At 59.7% G+C, this 16,682-nt stretch carries 19 protein-coding genes; 8 read left to right on the forward strand and 11 right to left on the reverse strand.

Annotated elements, in window-relative coordinates; all coding sequences use genetic code 11:
* Positions 1-70: 70 nt before the first annotated feature.
* Entirely contained in the window at positions 71-1,012 is a 942-nt protein-coding gene (locus LEPTO7104_RS0120670) for a glycosyltransferase family 9 protein (RefSeq protein WP_026072907.1), read from the reverse strand.
* Between the two features lie 137 nt (positions 1,013-1,149).
* On the opposite strand from LEPTO7104_RS0120670, the gene ispD reads away from it, so the two are divergent.
* The gene (gene ispD / locus LEPTO7104_RS0120675) at positions 1,150-1,842 is read left to right on the forward strand and encodes a 2-C-methyl-D-erythritol 4-phosphate cytidylyltransferase (RefSeq protein WP_017300498.1); all 693 of its coding nucleotides are present in this window, start codon (positions 1,150-1,152) and stop codon (positions 1,840-1,842) included.
* A gap of 75 nt (positions 1,843-1,917) precedes the next feature.
* On the opposite strand, the gene psb30 is transcribed toward ispD, so the two are convergent.
* Positions 1,918-2,049: a photosystem II reaction center protein Ycf12/Psb30 gene (psb30, locus tag LEPTO7104_RS0120680; RefSeq protein ID WP_017300499.1), complete on the reverse strand. Its 132-nt coding sequence runs from the start codon at positions 2,047-2,049 to the stop codon at positions 1,918-1,920.
* 159 nt (positions 2,050-2,208) lie between these two features.
* Between psb30 and LEPTO7104_RS0120685 the strand changes: the two genes are divergently transcribed.
* The 3 genes from LEPTO7104_RS0120685 to LEPTO7104_RS0120695 all read left to right on the forward strand — a co-directional run bounded on the left by LEPTO7104_RS0120685 (position 2,209) and on the right by LEPTO7104_RS0120695 (position 3,504).
* Positions 2,209-2,565, forward strand: coding sequence for a YkgJ family cysteine cluster protein (locus LEPTO7104_RS0120685; protein WP_026072908.1), 357 nt, complete (start codon positions 2,209-2,211; stop codon positions 2,563-2,565).
* Positions 2,566-2,749: 184 nt separating this feature from the next.
* Positions 2,750-3,175: a TMEM165/GDT1 family protein gene (locus tag LEPTO7104_RS0120690; protein ID WP_017300501.1), complete on the forward strand. Its 426-nt coding sequence runs from the start codon at positions 2,750-2,752 to the stop codon at positions 3,173-3,175.
* A 47-nt stretch (positions 3,176-3,222) separates the two neighbouring features.
* On the forward strand, positions 3,223-3,504 hold the full coding sequence (locus tag LEPTO7104_RS0120695) for a TMEM165/GDT1 family protein (RefSeq protein WP_017300502.1): 282 nt from the start codon (positions 3,223-3,225) through the stop codon (positions 3,502-3,504).
* Between the two features lie 55 nt (positions 3,505-3,559).
* Here LEPTO7104_RS0120695 and LEPTO7104_RS0120700 read toward each other — a convergent pair whose 3' ends face one another.
* The 4 genes from LEPTO7104_RS0120700 to LEPTO7104_RS0120715 form a co-directional block, all read right to left on the reverse strand.
* Positions 3,560-4,546 (reverse strand): L-lactate dehydrogenase, encoded by a 987-nt coding sequence (locus LEPTO7104_RS0120700; protein ID WP_017300503.1) that lies wholly within the window; start codon positions 4,544-4,546, stop codon positions 3,560-3,562.
* A gap of 120 nt (positions 4,547-4,666) precedes the next feature.
* Entirely contained in the window at positions 4,667-5,476 is an 810-nt protein-coding gene (locus LEPTO7104_RS0120705; protein ID WP_155523715.1) for a lysophospholipid acyltransferase family protein, read from the reverse strand.
* Positions 5,477-5,681: 205 nt separating this feature from the next.
* A complete protein-coding gene (gene tadA / locus LEPTO7104_RS0120710; RefSeq protein ID WP_017300505.1) occupies positions 5,682-6,206 on the reverse strand; it encodes a tRNA adenosine(34) deaminase TadA in 525 nt (174 codons plus the stop codon).
* 275 nt (positions 6,207-6,481) lie between these two features.
* Positions 6,482-6,799 carry a Mo-dependent nitrogenase C-terminal domain-containing protein gene (locus LEPTO7104_RS0120715; RefSeq protein ID WP_017300506.1) on the reverse strand — a complete coding sequence of 106 codons (318 nt, stop codon included), beginning with the start codon at positions 6,797-6,799 and terminating at the stop codon, positions 6,482-6,484.
* A gap of 497 nt (positions 6,800-7,296) precedes the next feature.
* Between LEPTO7104_RS0120715 and LEPTO7104_RS0120720 the strand changes: the two genes are divergently transcribed.
* From LEPTO7104_RS0120720 to tatC, 3 genes are all read left to right on the forward strand, one after another.
* Positions 7,297-7,566 carry a YciI family protein gene (locus tag LEPTO7104_RS0120720; protein WP_026072909.1) on the forward strand — a complete coding sequence of 90 codons (270 nt, stop codon included), beginning with the start codon at positions 7,297-7,299 and terminating at the stop codon, positions 7,564-7,566.
* Between the two features lie 118 nt (positions 7,567-7,684).
* Positions 7,685-8,668: a helix-turn-helix domain-containing protein gene (locus tag LEPTO7104_RS0120725; RefSeq protein ID WP_017300508.1), complete on the forward strand. Its 984-nt coding sequence runs from the start codon at positions 7,685-7,687 to the stop codon at positions 8,666-8,668.
* Positions 8,669-8,753: 85 nt separating this feature from the next.
* Positions 8,754-9,548 (forward strand): twin-arginine translocase subunit TatC, encoded by a 795-nt coding sequence (gene tatC / locus LEPTO7104_RS0120730; RefSeq protein ID WP_017300509.1) that lies wholly within the window; start codon positions 8,754-8,756, stop codon positions 9,546-9,548.
* 54 nt (positions 9,549-9,602) lie between these two features.
* Here tatC and LEPTO7104_RS0120735 read toward each other — a convergent pair whose 3' ends face one another.
* The gene (locus LEPTO7104_RS0120735) at positions 9,603-11,516 is read right to left on the reverse strand and encodes an ABC transporter ATP-binding protein (RefSeq protein WP_017300510.1); all 1,914 of its coding nucleotides are present in this window, start codon (positions 11,514-11,516) and stop codon (positions 9,603-9,605) included.
* Positions 11,517-11,708: 192 nt separating this feature from the next.
* Here LEPTO7104_RS0120735 and LEPTO7104_RS0120740 point away from each other — a divergent pair, with 192 nt between their 5' ends.
* The gene (locus tag LEPTO7104_RS0120740) at positions 11,709-12,761 is read left to right on the forward strand and encodes a hemolysin family protein (protein ID WP_017300511.1); all 1,053 of its coding nucleotides are present in this window, start codon (positions 11,709-11,711) and stop codon (positions 12,759-12,761) included.
* Positions 12,762-13,042: 281 nt separating this feature from the next.
* Here the strand turns inward: LEPTO7104_RS0120740 and argB are convergent, their stop codons facing one another.
* From argB to LEPTO7104_RS0120760, 4 genes are all read right to left on the reverse strand, one after another.
* Entirely contained in the window at positions 13,043-13,975 is a 933-nt protein-coding gene (gene argB, locus LEPTO7104_RS0120745; protein ID WP_040695572.1) for an acetylglutamate kinase, read from the reverse strand.
* A gap of 124 nt (positions 13,976-14,099) precedes the next feature.
* On the reverse strand, positions 14,100-14,663 hold the full coding sequence (locus tag LEPTO7104_RS0120750) for a shikimate kinase (protein ID WP_017300513.1): 564 nt from the start codon (positions 14,661-14,663) through the stop codon (positions 14,100-14,102).
* A gap of 50 nt (positions 14,664-14,713) precedes the next feature.
* Positions 14,714-15,943: a hypothetical protein gene (locus LEPTO7104_RS37200; protein ID WP_155523716.1), complete on the reverse strand. Its 1,230-nt coding sequence runs from the start codon at positions 15,941-15,943 to the stop codon at positions 14,714-14,716.
* Between the two features lie 50 nt (positions 15,944-15,993).
* Positions 15,994-16,638 carry a flavin prenyltransferase UbiX gene (locus LEPTO7104_RS0120760; protein ID WP_040695573.1) on the reverse strand — a complete coding sequence of 215 codons (645 nt, stop codon included), beginning with the start codon at positions 16,636-16,638 and terminating at the stop codon, positions 15,994-15,996.
* Positions 16,639-16,682 lie beyond the last annotated feature (44 nt).

Below are 16,682 nucleotides of genomic sequence, written 5' to 3' on the forward strand. Positions count from 1 at the left end.
TCCTAGGCCACGGGTCTGCGGGTGGCTAAGGGCTGTGGGATGGCGACAGGTTGTCAATCAGGCCATTTGCTTAGGCGCCTTCACTCCAGATCTTTTTAAGCACCTGGTCGGGGGAAATACTGGCCAAGCTGCCCGTGGGCGACGCCAGGGTAACCAGGCGATTTTCCTCTGGGGCGCTGGGCAATACTGAATCGTCGCTAGAAAGTAGCCCTACGGCATAGACGTTGAGAGCGATCGCCAGCCCCAGCGGATACCCCTCTACCGCCACCAGCAGGTTAGCGGCAGCAATCATAGCCGCCGCCTGACCTGGGCTCTCGGGCCGTAAAATCTTGAGATCAGGCATGGCGCCAGTTAGCTCAGCTGCTTGGGGGGCGGCATCGTCGATTTGCAGCAGGGCCAGAGGCATGGCGGGCTGACGCTGCTGAAAGTCTTTTAGAATAGCAATCCAGCTGTCGGTGGGGTAGGTGCTTTCCCCTGAGGCGGGACCGGGATAAACCAGCACGTAGCCGCTTTCGAGCCCGGCTCCCCGGCGCACGGCCTCAACAGCGGTTAGGTCAGCCCGGGGCACATTCACGGAGAGAGTTCCAGGGCTGTCCGCTACGCTGATCAGACTTAGCAAATCGCCATAGTGGGTCGATTTGGCAGAGCGGGGAACTGTAGCTGTGAGCAGCAGATCGTTTGCGGCGCCGCTGTAGCCCAGGCGGGTGGGCACCCCACTCAGCCACAGCAGCAGGGCAATGGACCAGGAGTCGGTGAGGGTGAGGACCACATCGAACTCGCGATCGCGCACAATACCCAGTAAATTGGCCCAGTCCGCGGGGCTGTTGGGGGCCGCAAAGTTGTAGGGCACCACCTCGGCAACCCCCTTAGAGAGCTGATAAATTGCCGTGGCGCTGGGGGCCGCCACCACAGAAACCTCGGCATTTTCAAAGCTGTTCTCGATTTGATGAATCACCGGAAAGAAGCTCAGCTGAGTCTCCATTTCCCCTGGAACAAGAGCCAGTACCCGCATACATTACGTCCATGCCTGTTCGCAAGCTATTGTAGTGGAACCTGGCCAAGGTTTAGGGGATATCTGGCTTACAAAATGCATTAAATTTCACCAAAGGGGATAAATTATCCCTGATTTCTCCCCCACCACTACCCGATATGACACCCGTTCATCTGCTCATTCCCGCCGCTGGCAGCGGTCGCCGCATGGGGGCCGATCGCAACAAAGTCTTGCTGGAGCTGCTGGGACAGCCGATCATTGCCTGGACGCTGAAGGCCGCCGATCGGGCCGACTCTGTGGTTTGGATCGGCCTGATTGGCCAGGAGAGCGATCGCCCCAGCCTGGTCGCGATCGCGGCATCGCTGCACCTGGCCAAGCCCGTAAACTTTATTGTTGGTGGCGATACCCGGCAGCAGTCGGTTTACAACGGCCTGCAAAGTCTGCCCCCAGAGGCGACCCGTGTGCTCATCCACGACGGGGCACGCTGTCTGGCAACCCCAGACTTGTTTGACCGCTGTGCTGCCGCCCTAGACGCCTGCCCCGGCCTGGTCGCGGCGGTGCCCGTCAAAGACACAATCAAAGTGGTCAACGCCGAGCGGCGCATTGAGGCGACCCCCGATCGCCAGCGGCTGTGGGCGGCCCAAACCCCCCAGGGCTTCGATGTAAAACACCTAAAACAGTGCCACCGCCAGGGCCTTGCCCAGGGCTGGAACGTCACCGACGACGCTGCGCTGTTTGAAAAGTGTGACCTGCCGGTACAGGTGGTGCCCGGCGAAGAAACCAACCTCAAGGTTACGACGCCAGTGGATTTGGCGATCGCGGCGTTTATTCTAAAGCAGCGCCTGGGCTGACCGAGAGGTCGCCCAGGCGCTGCTGCTGCCTGAATCCTGAAACCGTAGCCTTAGAAGCGCGGCAGAGTTATGGCCCTAAAGGTCGCCGCCGCGCAAAAACAGCAGAAACACGATCACCGGGCCAGCGATGACAATCATCCCCAGCATGGTCAACTGGGCAATGAGTTCAAAGTTAATGCTGCTAAAAAAGCTGCTCAAAAAGCTCATGAAACCTCCCAACACAAGGCGACTAGACTAAAATAGGCGTGCTTATCGGAGCTTATTTTACCTGCTAACGCGGCGCCATTTTTAGATAACTTAACAAAATTCTAAGGCAGCCCCTGCTGCCCGCTATCAATTGGGCCAGAGACGGCCAGAGGAGAACGAATGGCCACCTGGCAATGTGTAAAGTCTTGCGGAGCCTGCTGCTTTTTGGCCCCGGCCGAGCGCCCTGACCTGGCCTCGTACCTGACCCCCGATCAGCTGGCGCTGTATCTCAGCATGGTGGGTGAAGACGGCTGGTGCATTCACTACAGTGCGGGCGATCGCCTATGCCGCATCTACCCCGATCGCCCCGACTTCTGCCGGGTCACCTTCAGCACCTTTGAATCCATGTTTGGCATCGCCAGCGACGAGCTAGACGACTTTGCCATCGACTGCTGCCAGGAGCACATTGGCGATATTTACGGCGACCCTAGCCCTGAGATGGAGCGGTTTAACCGAGCGGTGGGGGTGGGGGAGTGAGGGCGTGGGGGAGTGAGGGCGTGGGAGAGTGGGGGCGTGGGAGAGTGGGGGCGTGGGAGAGTGGGGGCGTGGGAGAGTGGGGGCGTGGGAGAGTGGGTTGCGATTTTGCTGCCTCTTGCAGATAATGAAAGCATTATGAAATGGCTGGCGGCATTTAGCTGCGAAATTGGCCTGTTGCCTTGTTTTGCAGGCCTTGCCCAAACCTGGCCCGATTGACTGTTTCAGTGACCTGCTGTTTATTCCCCTTGTGTCTATCTCCAGCCCCGCTCCCCGGCCCGCTACCTCCCAGCCCACCGATGGGGATAAGCCCGCTGAATCTGTCAGTCGGTCGGCTTTTTGGCGCATTTTTACTTCCACCTTCATCACTATTTTTTTAGCAGAGCTGGGGGATAAAACCCAGGTCACTACGCTGCTGATGAGTGCTCAGTCTCAGGCACCTATGATGGTCTTTATAGGGGCTGGCACCGCTCTGGTGACCACCAGCTTAATTGGCGTTTTGCTGGGGCAGTGGCTCGCTCGCCGCGTTTCCCCCGCCGCCCTCGACACCGCCGCTGGCGCCATGCTGCTGGGCATCACCGTCTGGCTGCTCTGGGATATTGCCCACCTCTAGGGCTTTCCCCCTCGACTTCCCTAACGTCCTCATCTTTTTATCTGCCAATGGACTGGAACCTCCTCGCCCTGAGCTTCACCGCTGTATTTGTCTCAGAGCTGGGAGATAAAAGCCAGCTGGCCGCGATCGCCCTTGGCGGCAGCTCCAGCTCTCCTCGCGCCGTCTTTCTGGGCACCGCCGCCGCCCTGCTGCTGGCCAGTCTGCTAGGGGTCTTAATCGGTGAGGGCACAGCCCAGGTCTTGCCAGAGCGACTGGTCAAAGCTGTAGCCGCAGTGGGCTTTGCCATTCTGGCTGTGAGACTACTGTGGCCAGGGAAAAGTGCAGACTAAGCGCCCCCCATAGCTAGGGCCAGAAAGGCTATAAAGGCTATAAAACAGAATATTCCTAAAACCGAATTTGATTGATCACATCGCGCAGCGTCTGAGCTGAGTGCTGCAAAAGCTCCTGCTCACGCTGGTTGAGCGATAACGTTAGCTGCCTAGCTACCCCAAAACGCCCCACCACCGCAGGTACACTAAGGCATACATCGCTAACGCCAAAAATTTCATCGGTAATGCAGCTCACCGTTAGCACCCGGTTTTGGTCGCGGACAATGGCCTGAACAATTTGCGCCACCGCCAGCCCCACGGCGTAGTTGGTGTACCCCTTGCGCCGAATGATTTCGTAGGCCGCGTTTTTAGTCTGCTGAAAAATCTCATCCATGGCCTCGCGCTCGTCGTCGGGCATGCCGTCGTAGTAGAGGGGTGTACCGCAGACGTTGGCATGGCTCCAGAAGGGCACTTCGCTGTCGCCATGCTCGCCGATGATGTAGGCGTGGAGGCTGCGGGCATCGATGCCTAGACGGCGGGATAGCAAATACCGAAATCTCCCCGTGTCCAGCACTGTGCCCGATCCCAGCACCTGCGACTGGGGCAACCCCGACAGCTTCCAGGCCGCATAGGTCAGCACATCTACCGGGTTGGAAACCAGCAGCAAAACCGCCTGCGGGGAGTGGGAGACAAGCTCAGGAATCAGCTTTTTGAGCAGCTCAACATTCTTTTGCACCAGATCCAGCCGCGTTTCGCCGTCCTTCTGCGCGGCCCCAGCCGTGATAATCACCACATCGGCCCCGGCGCTGTCCGCCATGGTGCCGGCCTTGATCACCGTGGGCTGTACAAACGACATGCCCTGTTCTAGATCCATCACCTCGCCAATCAGCTTCTCCTGGTTGATGTCGATCAGCACCATCTCATCCAGCACGTTCTGAATCATCATGGCGTAGGCGCAGGACAGACCCACCTGGCCGGCCCCCACGATCACCCCCTTGAGGGGTCGCAGCGGGTCGAGGTGCAGACCGGGCAGGGCATGGGTGGTAAAAAGGCTATCAAACATAGGACACCCCGGTTTACAAGGCCAATGCCTTTAATAAACCACGGCGCGATTGAATTTTCCTGTCATTGCCAATGCCATTGGCCGCAAGTTAAGCGGCTTTCGGCAATTGGCTTTAGCTTGCTAGGGGGAAGATGACGGGGATGAAGCGGCGGCGATCGCCTGTCGGCTCGCCACCATGGCCTCCAGCCGAGACCGGAGATCTTTGCTCAGCTGCTGAGCCCTAGTCTTGAGTACCTCAGGAGAGTCCTCGCCGTGGATATAGCCCTGCACCCCCAGGGGGGCACCGATGTGAATTTGGACCGGACAGCGCCAGCCTGGATAGGCCTCGCCGTAGAAAATATCCACGGGCAATATCTGGAGGCCAAGGCCTGATCTAGCCGCTTCGGCCTGCACCGCCATGCGCGCCAGCCCCGGCTTGAGATTGTGGATGCGATCCTCACGATAAATCCCGCCCTCGGGATAAATGACCAGCATTTCACCCCCCAGCAGCAGATCGATGCCGTGGCGCAGGCTGGCCACTGTGGGCCGCCGCACATTGACGGCAAAGCCTCCCAGACGGCGAATAAACCATCCCTGCAAGCCCTTGACCTCATCGGCGGTGACCATGAAGCGCAGATCGCGGCCAGTTACAGGCCGTCCAGTGGCAAAGGGCAGCAGGATTGAGTCCCAGCGGGCTCGGTGGGTAGGGGCCAAAATTACTGGCCCGGCAGTGGGCAGGTGCTGTTGGCCAGTAATAGTAATGTTGCCGAAGTAGGCAGGCACCACCAGGCGCTGGCCAAGGAAATAGGCCAGCGGAGTCAGCACAGGCGAGCAGTGCGACAGGGCCGGGGCGATGGTCAAAGGCCTGACCCCAGGGGCGATCGCCCCAGCCTTTGATTCCGCCGCAGACGACTCAGAGAATGACGGTTCAGGGAACTCAGAGGATTTCATAGAAAGGCGCAGTGCAGAAGCCATGGTCAGCCAAACCCTATAGTGCCGATACCAGGCCTTCCCAGTATGCCCGTCTTGACGGCTCCGCAGCCTATGACCGGAAACAAACGGGGGATGGCCCTGGTCTATAGACATCACCCTATAGCGCCTACCCCCAAGCGCAAACCTAGCTCAGGACAGTTCCGCTGGTGTCATGGTACTGATGTCATGGTGAAAGAAACTTGCGGCGGTGCCCCTGACGGCGCTGCTGAAACCACTGCTGGAGCTGCTGGCGACAGGGTTCAGCCAAAATACCCGCCACCACGGGCAGTCGATGGTTGGAGGAAGGGGCATCGGGCAGGTTTAGCACCGATCGCACCGCCCCAGATTTGGGGTCGGAGGTACCGTATACCAGCAACCCCAAACGGCTCAAAATAATGGCCCCAGCGCACATGGGGCACGGCTCCAGGGTGACGTAGAGCGTGCATTCATTGAGATGCCAGTTGCCCAACTGGCGGGCGGCCTCTCGCAGGGCCAGCACCTCGGCATGGGCCGTGGGGTCCTGATCCTGCTCGCGGCGATTCCCCGCCTCTGCTAGCACCGCCTCCCCAGGTCCAACCACCACCGCTCCTACTGGTACGTCTCCCAGGTCTCCCGACACCTCAGCCAGCTCCAGCGCCCGCAGCATCCAGCGGCGGTGGCGCGATTCCGTTTCATCCTCCAGAGTCGGTGGGGGAATCTCATAGGGCATGGTAGACAGAGCAAAACAACCTAGCCAGACTGTCCATAGTAAGACAGCCGACTAACGTTATAGCAATAGTCACGCTGGTTAGGACATCCAGAAACCCTATGCACGTTCAAACGTTGAACGTGTACAGGAGACATGTCTTAACCAGACTGGCCGCAGCTATAAGACAGCTGAGGGGCGGTAGCCACAGATATTAAGCAAAAATCCAACGTCTTTGGCAGAGCCAGACGGCCGTTTGCCCCTGCCAAACTTTATGCTTTACGCCAGCGACCCTAGGCCTAGATGTAGGCCGAAATATCTTCGCCGCACTCATCGGCTAGGTAGCAGAGCGCCCGAAATCGCAGTTCAACCAGTTCGTTGTAGAGGGGGTTGAGCTTGCAGAGGGGCGGAATATGAGCAATGGAGCGTCCGCACAGCACAATATCGCGCTCAAAGGGGCACTGGGCTGGGATCAGCTCGGCTACCTTGTGGGCGCGACGGGGAGTTTCAACCCGCAGGTGGCTGATCCACTGGCGCAGTGGCCGAAACAGGTCTAGGTTTAGAGTGCGACCCGCAGCGCGCAGGCCTTGACTCACAACAGACATAAAGCGTTTCATGGTTAAACCTCTCGCAAGTCCAATGGTTGAGACTGTCTGAGAAAGCATCGAGTACTGAGCTGGACTTGATATAAACACTCAATACTTGACTAGGGGGACATAGTGATGACAGGCCTTTGCGGAGCCTCTTGCTTAAGCTAAAGAATTCCCCCAGACATCGGGTGAAGCATCAGCAAAGCTCACTAGTTTTCAACTAAAGCTCCAGTAAAGAGAACCTTCAATAAACTGAGATTAAATTCCGGAAAAGTCTGCGAAATATAGGCTTTAAGCTATTAAAGACTCGGTTTATCGAGATTGCTTTCAAATATTTCTAGTAGTTTTACTGATCCTGTCTGTAGTTAATTGTTTCAGGCGGAAGTGGCTTTTTACGTGAAAGCCATGACACTTTGATAACTGGGTCAATGCTCAAGTGGTGTCTGTTCAGAAACCACTTTTTGTAGTGAATACTACTTAATCTGATACCATCAGCGGAGACTGAGTTGATGGCAGTAAATCTGATGGCAAAGTATGTGATGTGGGGCAGCTATTGCGAAGATGTGCTTGAAAAGCGCGCCCCCTACCGGGCAGACCATTTAGAGGGGTTGCAGCAGCAGAAAGATGACGGTGTGCTGGTCGCCCTTGGTCCCACCATTGACAACACCAGGGTCTTTGGCATCTACGAAGCCGACAGTGAAGCGACGGTGCGGCAGCTCGTAGAGGGTGACCCCTACTGGCGAAACGGCATCTGGACGGCCTATGAGATCTATGCCTGGAACCAGGTGTTTTGAGGGGGAAAGAGGTTTTCCGCAGGCTCGACTACGCTGGCGCCCATTTCCCATTAGAATAGCTTCGTTCGGGTTCATCGCCCAGGGCATAGTTCCCCATAGCGTAGTTCAATGAGGTGCCGTGGCTAAGTTAGCTCCTACCCAAATCGAGCAGCTCCAGAGCATCGGGGCGTATCTGCGCCAGGTGCGGCAGGAGCAGGGGTTGTCCATTGATATGCTGGCCAATCAAATTTTTATCCGCCCGGCGCTTCTCCAGGCATTGGAGTCGGGGCAGGATTCGGCGCTGCCGGAGCCGGTTTTTATTCAGGGGTTTATCCGTCGCTACGCCGAAGCCCTGGGGCTGGATGGACAAACGATCTCCAAAGAATTTCGGGTGACGCCCGTGGATATACTGCCGACTCCAGAGCTAGTTGAGCAGGTCAATACCAATGGCATTACCAATGGCAGTACGAATGGCATTGTGGAGCCAGCGCCTCGCCCCAGCAAACAGCGGGTTGAGCCATCTTATTCAACTCCGGTGGTGGGATCGGAGCAGCGATCGCCGCTTCCCCTGCTGCTGGGCCTGGGAGTGCTGGTAGCGGTGCTGGGGTTGGGGGCCTGGGGCATATTTGGCCGCAGTAGCGGCACCTCCCAGGCCAACAATGGCGATCCGACCGTGGGCGCGACTCCAGATCAAACAGATACGGCGGCGATTCCAGGGGATGGCACTGCCGCTGGCACCAGTGGCGCAGAGATCGATGGTACAGGGACCGACGGCACAGGAACCGACGGCAAAAACGGGGCTGACTCCCTTGAGCCGTCAGACGCCTCGGACGATGGCTCGAAGCAGCCGTTGGAGGCACCCGTGGTGGTGAGCGCTAGCTTGAGCGATCGCGCCTGGCTCAGCGTGGTGGCCGATGGCAAGAATGTCTACGAAGGCATTGCTGAGAGCGGCTTTAAGGAAACCTGGACGGCCAAGAACAGCCTGGTGTTTAGAACCGGCAATGCGGGGGGAGTAGAGCTGTCGGTGAATGGCGATCGCGCTGTGGCATTGGGTAGCTCTGGAGTGGTGAGAACCCTGACTTTTACCCCCGACTCTGGGGCAGAAACTGCCCAGACCCCCTAGGGATTGTCCTAGGCCAAAGGACTGATACCCCTAAATTATGGACCTACAATAGAAGCGATCCTCCTGCTGTTCATCCGCTCGCCCTATGACACCGCCCACCGAGCTTGAGACCGCCGCCGCCGAGACGGCTAGCCCTTCCGGTGCCGCAGCCGATTCGGCGGTTGATCTCGACGACGTTCCCTACGATGTCGAGATGTCGTTGTTCGACCACCTGGAAGAGCTGCGACAGCGCATTTTTTACAGCCTGATTGCCGTAGTGCTGGCGATCGTAGTCTGTTTTTGGCAGGTCAAGCCCATTGTCAGCCTGCTGGAGGTGCCGGCCCAGGGGGTGAAGTTTTTGCAGCTCTCGCCGGGGGAATACTTTTTTGTCTCCTTTAAGGTGGCGGGCTACAGCGGCTTGGTCGTAGCTAGCCCGTTTATTCTCTATCAGATAGTAATGTTTGTGCTGCCGGGGCTAACCCGGCGAGAGCGGCGGCTGATTGGGCCGCTGGTGCTGGGATCAAGCGTGCTGTTTTTTGCGGGACTGCTGTTTGCCTACGTGGCGCTGATCCCGGCGGCGTTGAACTTTTTTATTAGCTACGGGGCCGATGTAGTTGAGCAGCTGTGGTCGATCGATCGCTACTTTGAGTTTGTGCTGCTGCTGCTGTTTAGTACTGGCCTGGCCTTTCAGATTCCTATTCTCCAGATGCTGCTGGGGCTGCTGGGGATTGTTAGCTCGTCGCAAATGCTGACCAGCTGGCGCTATGTGCTGCTGGGGGCGGCGGTGCTGGGGGCGGTGCTGACGCCTTCCACCGACCCGGTGACCCAGAGCCTGCTGGCCGGGGCGGTACTGTTTCTGTACTTCGGCGGCATTGGTCTGGTGAAGGCGATCGGGCGTTAAATCCCTGGGATTCTTGTTATCTCCGTGGCCTCATAAGGAGCTGGGACATACGCCCTAGGCTACCGAGGCCCGATCGCGCTGTAATTCCTGAATGCGATCGAGGCTGCCCAAGGGAATTGCGCTGATCAGGTCTTGGGTGTAGGGGCTTTGGGGCTGGCGGTAGACCTGCTCGGCGGGGCCAATTTCTTCTACCCGACCCTGGTTCATCACCATGATGCGATCGCTCATAAACTTCACCACCGCCAGGTCGTGGGAGATGAAGATATAGGTGAGGTTAAACTCGGCCTGGAGTTCTTTGAGCAGGTTGAGCACCTGGGCCTGCACCGACACATCCAGCGCCGACACCGACTCATCGCAGATGATGAACTTGGGGTTGAGGGCCAGGGCGCGGGCAATGCAGACCCGCTGGCGCTGCCCGCCCGAAAACTCGTGGGGGTAGCGGTTGATGCAGGTGGTGGGCAGCCCGACGCGATCGAGCAGGTAGGCCACCCGCTCCTGCTGGTTTCGCCTGCTTTTGATCACGCCGTGGATTCTGAGCGGTTCGGCGATCGCGGCCCCAATACTCATCCTGGGATCTAGAGAACTGTAGGGATCTTGAAAAATAATCTGCATGTCGCGGCGCAGCTGCCTCAGCTGAGAGGTGCCCAGCCGCAGCACGTCGCGGCCCTCAAACCAGACATTGCCGCCCATGGTGGGCACCAGCCGCAGCAGGGCGCGGCCCAGGGTAGTTTTGCCGCAGCCCGACTCGCCCACCAGCCCAAAGGTTTCGCCCCGCTGAATCTGGAACGACACATTTTGTACCGCCATGACGTGGCGATTGGTTCTGCCAAATACTCCCCGCACCGGGTAGCCCACCTGCAAGTCTTCCACCGCCAGCAGGGGGCCATTGGTGGCCAGGGCTGCGGCACGGGCGGTCAGCTCCGCCTCGGTGATGGGGGCAAAGCGGGCCTCGGCCTCGGTATCGAGCACCCGCTCGCGCAGGCTTGCCGCACCGGGCCTGCCGCCGTTTTGGCTGTCGGCCAGTTCGACCTCTGTGGTCATAAAGTCGGCCACGGTGGGCAGCAGGCGCAGCCGCTGGTTGGGCTGGGGACGGCAGGCCAGCAGCCCCTTGGTGTAGGGGTGCTGGGGCTGGGCAAAAATCTCCCACACCGGCCCCGCTTCGACGATCTTGCCCTGGTACATGACTGCCACCTGGTCGGCAATTTCGGCGATGATGCCCAGGTCGTGGGTGATGAAAATCAGCGACATGCCCCGGCGATCGCGCAGCTCGCGCAGCAGGTCGAGAATGGTGGCCTGTACTGTCACATCGAGGGCCGTGGTAGGCTCGTCGGCAATCAGCAGGGCGGGGTTGCAGGAGATCGCCATGGCGATCATCACCCGCTGAATTTGTCCCCCCGACAGCTCGTGGGGGTAGCGATCGAGAATGGCCTGCTGGCGGCGATCGACCTCTTCTTGCCGCGATTGGTCATCGAGGCCGGGCTTTTCGGCCCGAACAGTGGCCGCCAGATCGCTGTCGGCGGGCAGCAGCTGTACCTCTTGCAGCCGGGCGATCGCCTGCTGACGGGCCTCCTCTTTGCTGATGTTCTGGTGCTGGCGAATTGCCTCCACCATCTGAAAACCCACGGTATACACCGGGTTCAGCGAACTCATTGGCTCCTGAAAAATCATCGACACCTGGCCGCCCCGGTAGCTCTGGAGCTGGGACTCGCTCAGGGCGACGAGATCAACCGGGTGGTCGGCATTGCCGTTAAACCAAATTTCGCCGCTGACCACCTTGCCCGGCGGGCTGGGCACCAGCCCCATCACCGCCAGCGAGGTCACCGACTTGCCGGAGCCTGACTCGCCAACAATGCCCAGGGTTTGTCCCCGCTTGACCTGAAATGAAATATTGTTAACGGCCTGAATCTGCTGGTTGTCGACCTCAAAGTGAACGGTGAGGTGCTTAACGTCGAGGATGGTATCGCTCATTGGGTGCTATCAGGCGGACGATCAGGGCCAGGGTCTCTTGTTACATGCCCAGTTCAACCCTAGCCTGAAGCACGCTTCTAAGGCCACCCTGAACCAGGCGCAACGGAATGTTGATTAATCTCGTTAATGGATCATAGTAGATGAATCATAACAGCGTCCCCTCTAACGATTTCGTTCGCCCTCAACCCTCCCATGCTGAATCTTGCGATCGCCATTTTGATTATGCTCATCGGCTCTGCCCTGTGCTCCTGTAGCGAGGCGGCCCTGCTATCGGTGCCCATTCTTAAGGCCCAGCAGCTGGCCGAGTCCAAAAAGCCTTCTGCCCTTACGCTTTTGGCTATTCGCCAGAAGATCAATCGGCCCATTGCCACCATTGTGATTATCAATAACCTGTTCAACATCGTGGGCAGCGTTTTAATTGGGGGCATTGCCGCCACGGTGTTCAACGATGCCCTGCTGGGGGTGTTCACCGGGGTATTGACCATGCTGGTGATTTTATTCGGGGAAATCTTTCCAAAGGTTTTAGGAGAGCGCTACGCCGTCCCCGTTGCTCTGACCGTCGCCACGCCCGTGCGGTGGACCACCTGGCTATTTCACCCGGTCGTGCTGCTGCTAGAGAAAATAACGGCGCCCCTGGTCAGCGGCGGCAACCGTCCCAGCACCAACGAGGCCGAGATTAAGCTGATGGCCACCATTGGCCACCAGGAAGGCATCATCGAAGCCGACGAAGCCGAGATGATTCGGCGCGTTTTCCGCCTCAACGACATGAAGTCGGTGGATATTATGACCCCCCGGGTCGCCGTCACCCACCTGTCCGGCGACCTTACCATCGCCGAAGCCGAAACGCAGATTCTCAGCTCTCAGCACAGCCGCATTCTGGTCAGCGACAACGATATCGATCGCATTGTCGGGCTGGTGCTCAAAAACGAGCTGCTCACCGCGCTGATTCGCGGCCAGGGGGATCAGCTGCTCAGCCAGGTGGCGCGCCCGGTGCGCTTTGTGGCCGAGGCCGAACGGGCTGACAAGCTGCTGCAAGACTTTCAGACCGCCCGCGAGCACCTGGCCGTGGTGGTAGACGAGTACGGCGGCGTGTCGGGGGTGGTCACCCTGGAAGACGTGCTGGAGGTGCTGACGGGGGAAATTGTCGATGAGACCGATCGCAGCATCGACCTGCAAAAGCTAGCCCGCCAGCGCGGGCGCCACATTCTGCGCACCCGGGGCTTTAACTGGCCCTCAGATTCCTAGTACTTGACCAAGTTAATGGTGACAGGGAGCAATGGCATGGGGTTCAAGGTTTAAGGTATACCGTGAACCGTATACCCCCCCCCTTTACCTGTCATCTTTGGCTTGGCAGTCTACTAGGTTTATAATGCAATGCCCCTACGGGACCCCGTTTTGAACCGGGGTTCCCCAAGGTGGATCTCGGATTAGTCGGAGGCTGTTTGCCTAAGGGGAAAGGGCAGACGCCGCTTGCCCCTGCGCCATCTCTTGGAACCGGGGCTGTTGGAACCAAGGCGATGGCGATCCTAGCTGTGGAATTCTGAGGCGACGATCATCGAGCCGATGCCCAGGTCGCTGAAAATTTCCAGCAGCAGGGCGTGGGGCACGCGGCCATCGAGAATGTGGGCGGCACCGACCCCCTGGGCCAGCGATCGCACGCAGCAGTTTACCTTTGGGATCATGCCCCCGGCCACGACCCCGGTTTCGATCAGCCTGCGGGCCTGCTGAATATCCAGCTTGGGCAGCAGGGTCGAAGGGTCTTTGTAGTCTTCCAAAATGCCCTTGGTGTCGGTCAGCAAGATCAGCTTTTCGGCCCCCAGGGCAGCGGCAATTTCCCCTGCCACTGTATCGGCGTTGATGTTGTAGGCCTGGCCGGTCTCGTCGCTGGCCACGCTCGACACAATGGGGATGTAGCCCGCCTCCACCAGGGACTTCAGCAGGCCCGAGTCGATGCCGCTGACTTCGCCCACAAACCCAACCCCTTCGGCCCCCTGGGGGCGAGCGGTGATCAGGTTGCCGTCTACCCCACACAGGCCCACCGCTTTGCCGCCCGCCTGGTTGATCAGGGATACCAGTTCCTTGTTGACCCGGCCCACCAGCACCATTTCCACCACGTCCATGGTGGGGGCATCGGTCACCCGCAGCCCGTCTTTGAACTGCGGCTCAATGCCCAGCTTGCCCAGCCAGATGTTGATCTCTGGGCCGCCGCCGTGCACCACCACCGGGCGAATGCCCACGCAGGCCATAAACACAATGTCGCGCACCACATCGGCCTTGAGGCTGCCGTCCTTCATCGCCGCGCCGCCGTACTTAACCACCACCGTGCGGCCCCGAAACTGCTGAATGTAGGGTAGCGCCTCGCTGAGAATGCGAACCCGCGAGGCTTCGGCTTCATTGATGTTGTCTATCTGCAAGGGCTGCGAGGGCTGCGAAGGCTGTGACGGAGAAGTTTGAACCATAGTGGGTAGGTAGGGATAGCAGGGAGAAAACCTAATTCCAGCCCAGGGGTGGCCTGGATCGGCAGGCGGCTTTCAGATATTGGCCTAGGCTCGATTATGAACCTGAAATCGTGCCAGTAGTGTATCAATTGAGCACAGCGGAATCAGCTTCAGAACGAATTCTTTGATCGACTAGGGCCAGGGTGCGGGCTGCGATCGCCTCGGCCCGGTCCTCTGCTCCTACAGAAACCCGGACGTCGGCCTGGGCGTAGAGGCTCTGCCGCTGGGACAGCAGGGTAGCGAGGTGGCTCTCCCAATCGGGCCGCTGCAGCAGTGGACGCGCCTGATCCTGCGCCAGCCGGGCCTGTAGCACGGGTGCGGGGACATCTAGCCACACCACAATGCCGTGGTGCAGGTAGCTCCAGTTTTGCCGCTGGGTGACAATGCCGCCCCCGGTGGCAATCACCAGGCGGCGGTAGGTGGAAAGTTCTGCCAGCACTCCGGTTTCGAGCTGGCGAAAGGCGGCCTCGCCCTGGGCGGCAAAAATGTCGGCAATGGGCTGCCCCGATGCGGTTTCTACCACCGCGTCGGTATCAAAAAATTGATAGCCCAGGGTCTGGGCCAGGGCTGCACCCGTAGTGCTTTTACCAGCGCCCATCATGCCGATGAGGTAGACATTGATGCCGTTGAGGCGATCGGTCAGGGTCATGGATCGGGGGAAAGTAGATGGATGAGTGATGGAGTTAGGGGGTGATGGAGTTAGGGGGTGAGGGCGTCGTCGGCATCGTCCCACTCGTCGCCGCTTGGGCTCCGGGGCGGGCGATCGCTGTCGGGGGTCCAGGTTTCTGAGCTGGCGGCGGCTTCGGCAGCGGTGGTGTAGGGAGGCACGATGACGCGGTAGTCGGCATCGACGACCCCATCGTCGGCCATTTCGGGCTCACCCAGCGGGCCATCCTCCTCCTCAAAGTCGGGGCGATCGCCGTAGTTGTCGGCGGTGGAAGACCCGTAGGCGTCCTCTGTGGCGTACTCGGACGTGGCGTACTCGCCAGCATACTGGGCATCTGGGGCGTTGCCGTAGATGGCATCGTCGGGCGGGGCGTAGATGTTGTCTATCTGGCCGCTGGGGGCCGGTGCGTCACCTTCCTCGCGGTAGCTGTAGGAGTACAGCGACCCATCGCGGTAGACCCGCCGGGGCGCCTGAGAGGCCTCAAAACTGCGGCTAGAATCACCGGCTTGCCGCTGCTGTTCCCAGCCCTGGTTAATGTCGTCTAAGCTGTCCTGCACTGGACTGACCCCAGGGGGTGAGTAGGACCGATTTTCTAGACCGTCCCAGTCGTCATCTAGCTCGCGCAGCGACTCGTCGACCCGCTGCTGCTGCTTGGCCCGCTGCTTGCTGCTGCTGAACCAGGTGGTGACGCCATCGAGGATGCCTGCCGCCGGGTTCGAGGCCGCAGCGGGGTTGGTAGCGGAGGTTTCTGGCTTAGGGGCCTGGCTCAGGGTTTCCCAGTCGTTCCACTGCCCGGGGGATTTAAGACTGGTCCAGTCTCGCCAGTTGGGGTCATCGTCGGCGGGGTCGTTGCCCCGGTTGCTGGCGCTGGGGGAGGATGGCGCTCGACCCGATCCAGCCGCTCTGGAGGCGGGGTTTGAGTAGGCAGATGGGCCGGGGCGATCGCTCCCCGCTCGACCGGCTGAGGCCGCAGCTCCAGGCCCCGAGCTCGAACCGACTGGCTCATAAAAGGACTGAGGCCGATACTTATAGGCCGCCGATCGACCGCCGGGGCCACCTCTGCCAGAGCCTAGCAATGCCGTCAGCACCAGGGTGGTCAGCGCGCCCAACAGCACCGCCGCTGCTAGCCAAACGCCCAGGGGCAGCGCCTGGGTGCTGCTGCCAAAGAAAATCAGCGGCATGGCTGGAGCCAGATTCTGCACCCCCAGCAGCACCACGAGCCCCAGCACCAGCAAGACAACAATTAGACGTACGGTAGCCATATATCTAGCCCTACAGCGCCATATTGCCCATCCTATCGTGGCTGGAGATATTAGTCGTGAGATAAGTGCCCCTGCCAGCGGCTGAGCGGTACGCAGTCAATATCCAGCTGGTCGAGGGCGCGGGCCACGACAAAATCAACTAAATCGGCGATGGTTTGGGGCTGATGGTACCAGGCCGGAATGGCGGGCACAACCCGCGCTCCGGCCTCGGCCAAGGTCGTCAGGTTGCGCAGGTGAATCAGGCTGAAGGGGGTTTCGCGCGGCACTACCACCAGCTTGCGTCCTTCCTTGAGCTGGACGTCGGCGGCCCGTTCCAGCAGGTCGGAGCTGAGCCCCGCCGCCAGCCGCCCCACGGTGCTCATGCTGCACGGTATGACCACCATGCCCGCTGCCCGGTACGATCCGCTGGCAATGGTGGCCCCCACGTCGCCCCAGGGATGGCAGCGCAGCTTGCCTGCGGCGGGCACACCCGCGCGATCGCGCCAAAACTGCTCCTGCTTCTCAGGATCGAGGGGCATGTGAATGCCCGACTCCGCCTGCCACACCATTTGCGACGCCTTCGAGGCCACCAGATCGATCACGCCATCGGCGCTGAGCACGTGCTTGAGGGTTCGCACGGCGTAGATTAACCCTGAGGCTCCGGTGACACCCACGATTAGCGGACGGGCAGCGGCAAGGGTGTCGGATGGAGGCATTGGAGGTGGGGAGGGTGAGGGGATGGGGAAGGTGAGGGAGATGA

Source organism: Nodosilinea nodulosa PCC 7104 (genome assembly GCF_000309385.1).
GTDB classification, from domain to species: Bacteria; Cyanobacteriota; Cyanobacteriia; order Phormidesmidales; family Phormidesmidaceae; genus Nodosilinea; species Nodosilinea nodulosa.

What these genes read in the sequence shown, in the direction of transcription:
- LEPTO7104_RS0120670 (WP_026072907.1), bottom strand. Translation starts at nt 1,012, where the DNA reads ATGCGGGTACTGGCTCTTGTTCCAGGGGAAATGGAGACTCAGCTGAGC.
- ispD (WP_017300498.1), top strand. Translation starts at nt 1,150, where the DNA reads ATGACACCCGTTCATCTGCTCATTCCCGCCGCTGGCAGCGGTCGCCGC.
- psb30 (WP_017300499.1), bottom strand. Translation starts at nt 2,049, where the DNA reads ATGAGCTTTTTGAGCAGCTTTTTTAGCAGCATTAACTTTGAACTCATT.
- LEPTO7104_RS0120685 (WP_026072908.1), top strand. Translation starts at nt 2,209, where the DNA reads ATGGCCACCTGGCAATGTGTAAAGTCTTGCGGAGCCTGCTGCTTTTTG.
- LEPTO7104_RS0120695 (WP_017300502.1), top strand. Translation starts at nt 3,223, where the DNA reads ATGGACTGGAACCTCCTCGCCCTGAGCTTCACCGCTGTATTTGTCTCA.
- LEPTO7104_RS0120700 (WP_017300503.1), bottom strand. Translation starts at nt 4,546, where the DNA reads ATGTTTGATAGCCTTTTTACCACCCATGCCCTGCCCGGTCTGCACCTC.
- LEPTO7104_RS0120705 (WP_155523715.1), bottom strand. Translation starts at nt 5,476, where the DNA reads ATGAAATCCTCTGAGTTCCCTGAACCGTCATTCTCTGAGTCGTCTGCG.
- tadA (WP_017300505.1), bottom strand. Translation starts at nt 6,206, where the DNA reads ATGCCCTATGAGATTCCCCCACCGACTCTGGAGGATGAAACGGAATCG.
- LEPTO7104_RS0120715 (WP_017300506.1), bottom strand. Translation starts at nt 6,799, where the DNA reads ATGAAACGCTTTATGTCTGTTGTGAGTCAAGGCCTGCGCGCTGCGGGT.
- LEPTO7104_RS0120720 (WP_026072909.1), top strand. Translation starts at nt 7,297, where the DNA reads ATGGCAAAGTATGTGATGTGGGGCAGCTATTGCGAAGATGTGCTTGAA.
- tatC (WP_017300509.1), top strand. Translation starts at nt 8,754, where the DNA reads ATGACACCGCCCACCGAGCTTGAGACCGCCGCCGCCGAGACGGCTAGC.
- LEPTO7104_RS0120735 (WP_017300510.1), bottom strand. Translation starts at nt 11,516, where the DNA reads ATGAGCGATACCATCCTCGACGTTAAGCACCTCACCGTTCACTTTGAG.
- LEPTO7104_RS0120740 (WP_017300511.1), top strand. Translation starts at nt 11,709, where the DNA reads ATGCTGAATCTTGCGATCGCCATTTTGATTATGCTCATCGGCTCTGCC.
- argB (WP_040695572.1), bottom strand. Translation starts at nt 13,975, where the DNA reads ATGGTTCAAACTTCTCCGTCACAGCCTTCGCAGCCCTCGCAGCCCTTG.
- LEPTO7104_RS0120750 (WP_017300513.1), bottom strand. Translation starts at nt 14,663, where the DNA reads ATGACCCTGACCGATCGCCTCAACGGCATCAATGTCTACCTCATCGGC.
- LEPTO7104_RS37200 (WP_155523716.1), bottom strand. Translation starts at nt 15,943, where the DNA reads ATGGCTACCGTACGTCTAATTGTTGTCTTGCTGGTGCTGGGGCTCGTG.
- LEPTO7104_RS0120760 (WP_040695573.1), bottom strand. Translation starts at nt 16,638, where the DNA reads ATGCCTCCATCCGACACCCTTGCCGCTGCCCGTCCGCTAATCGTGGGT.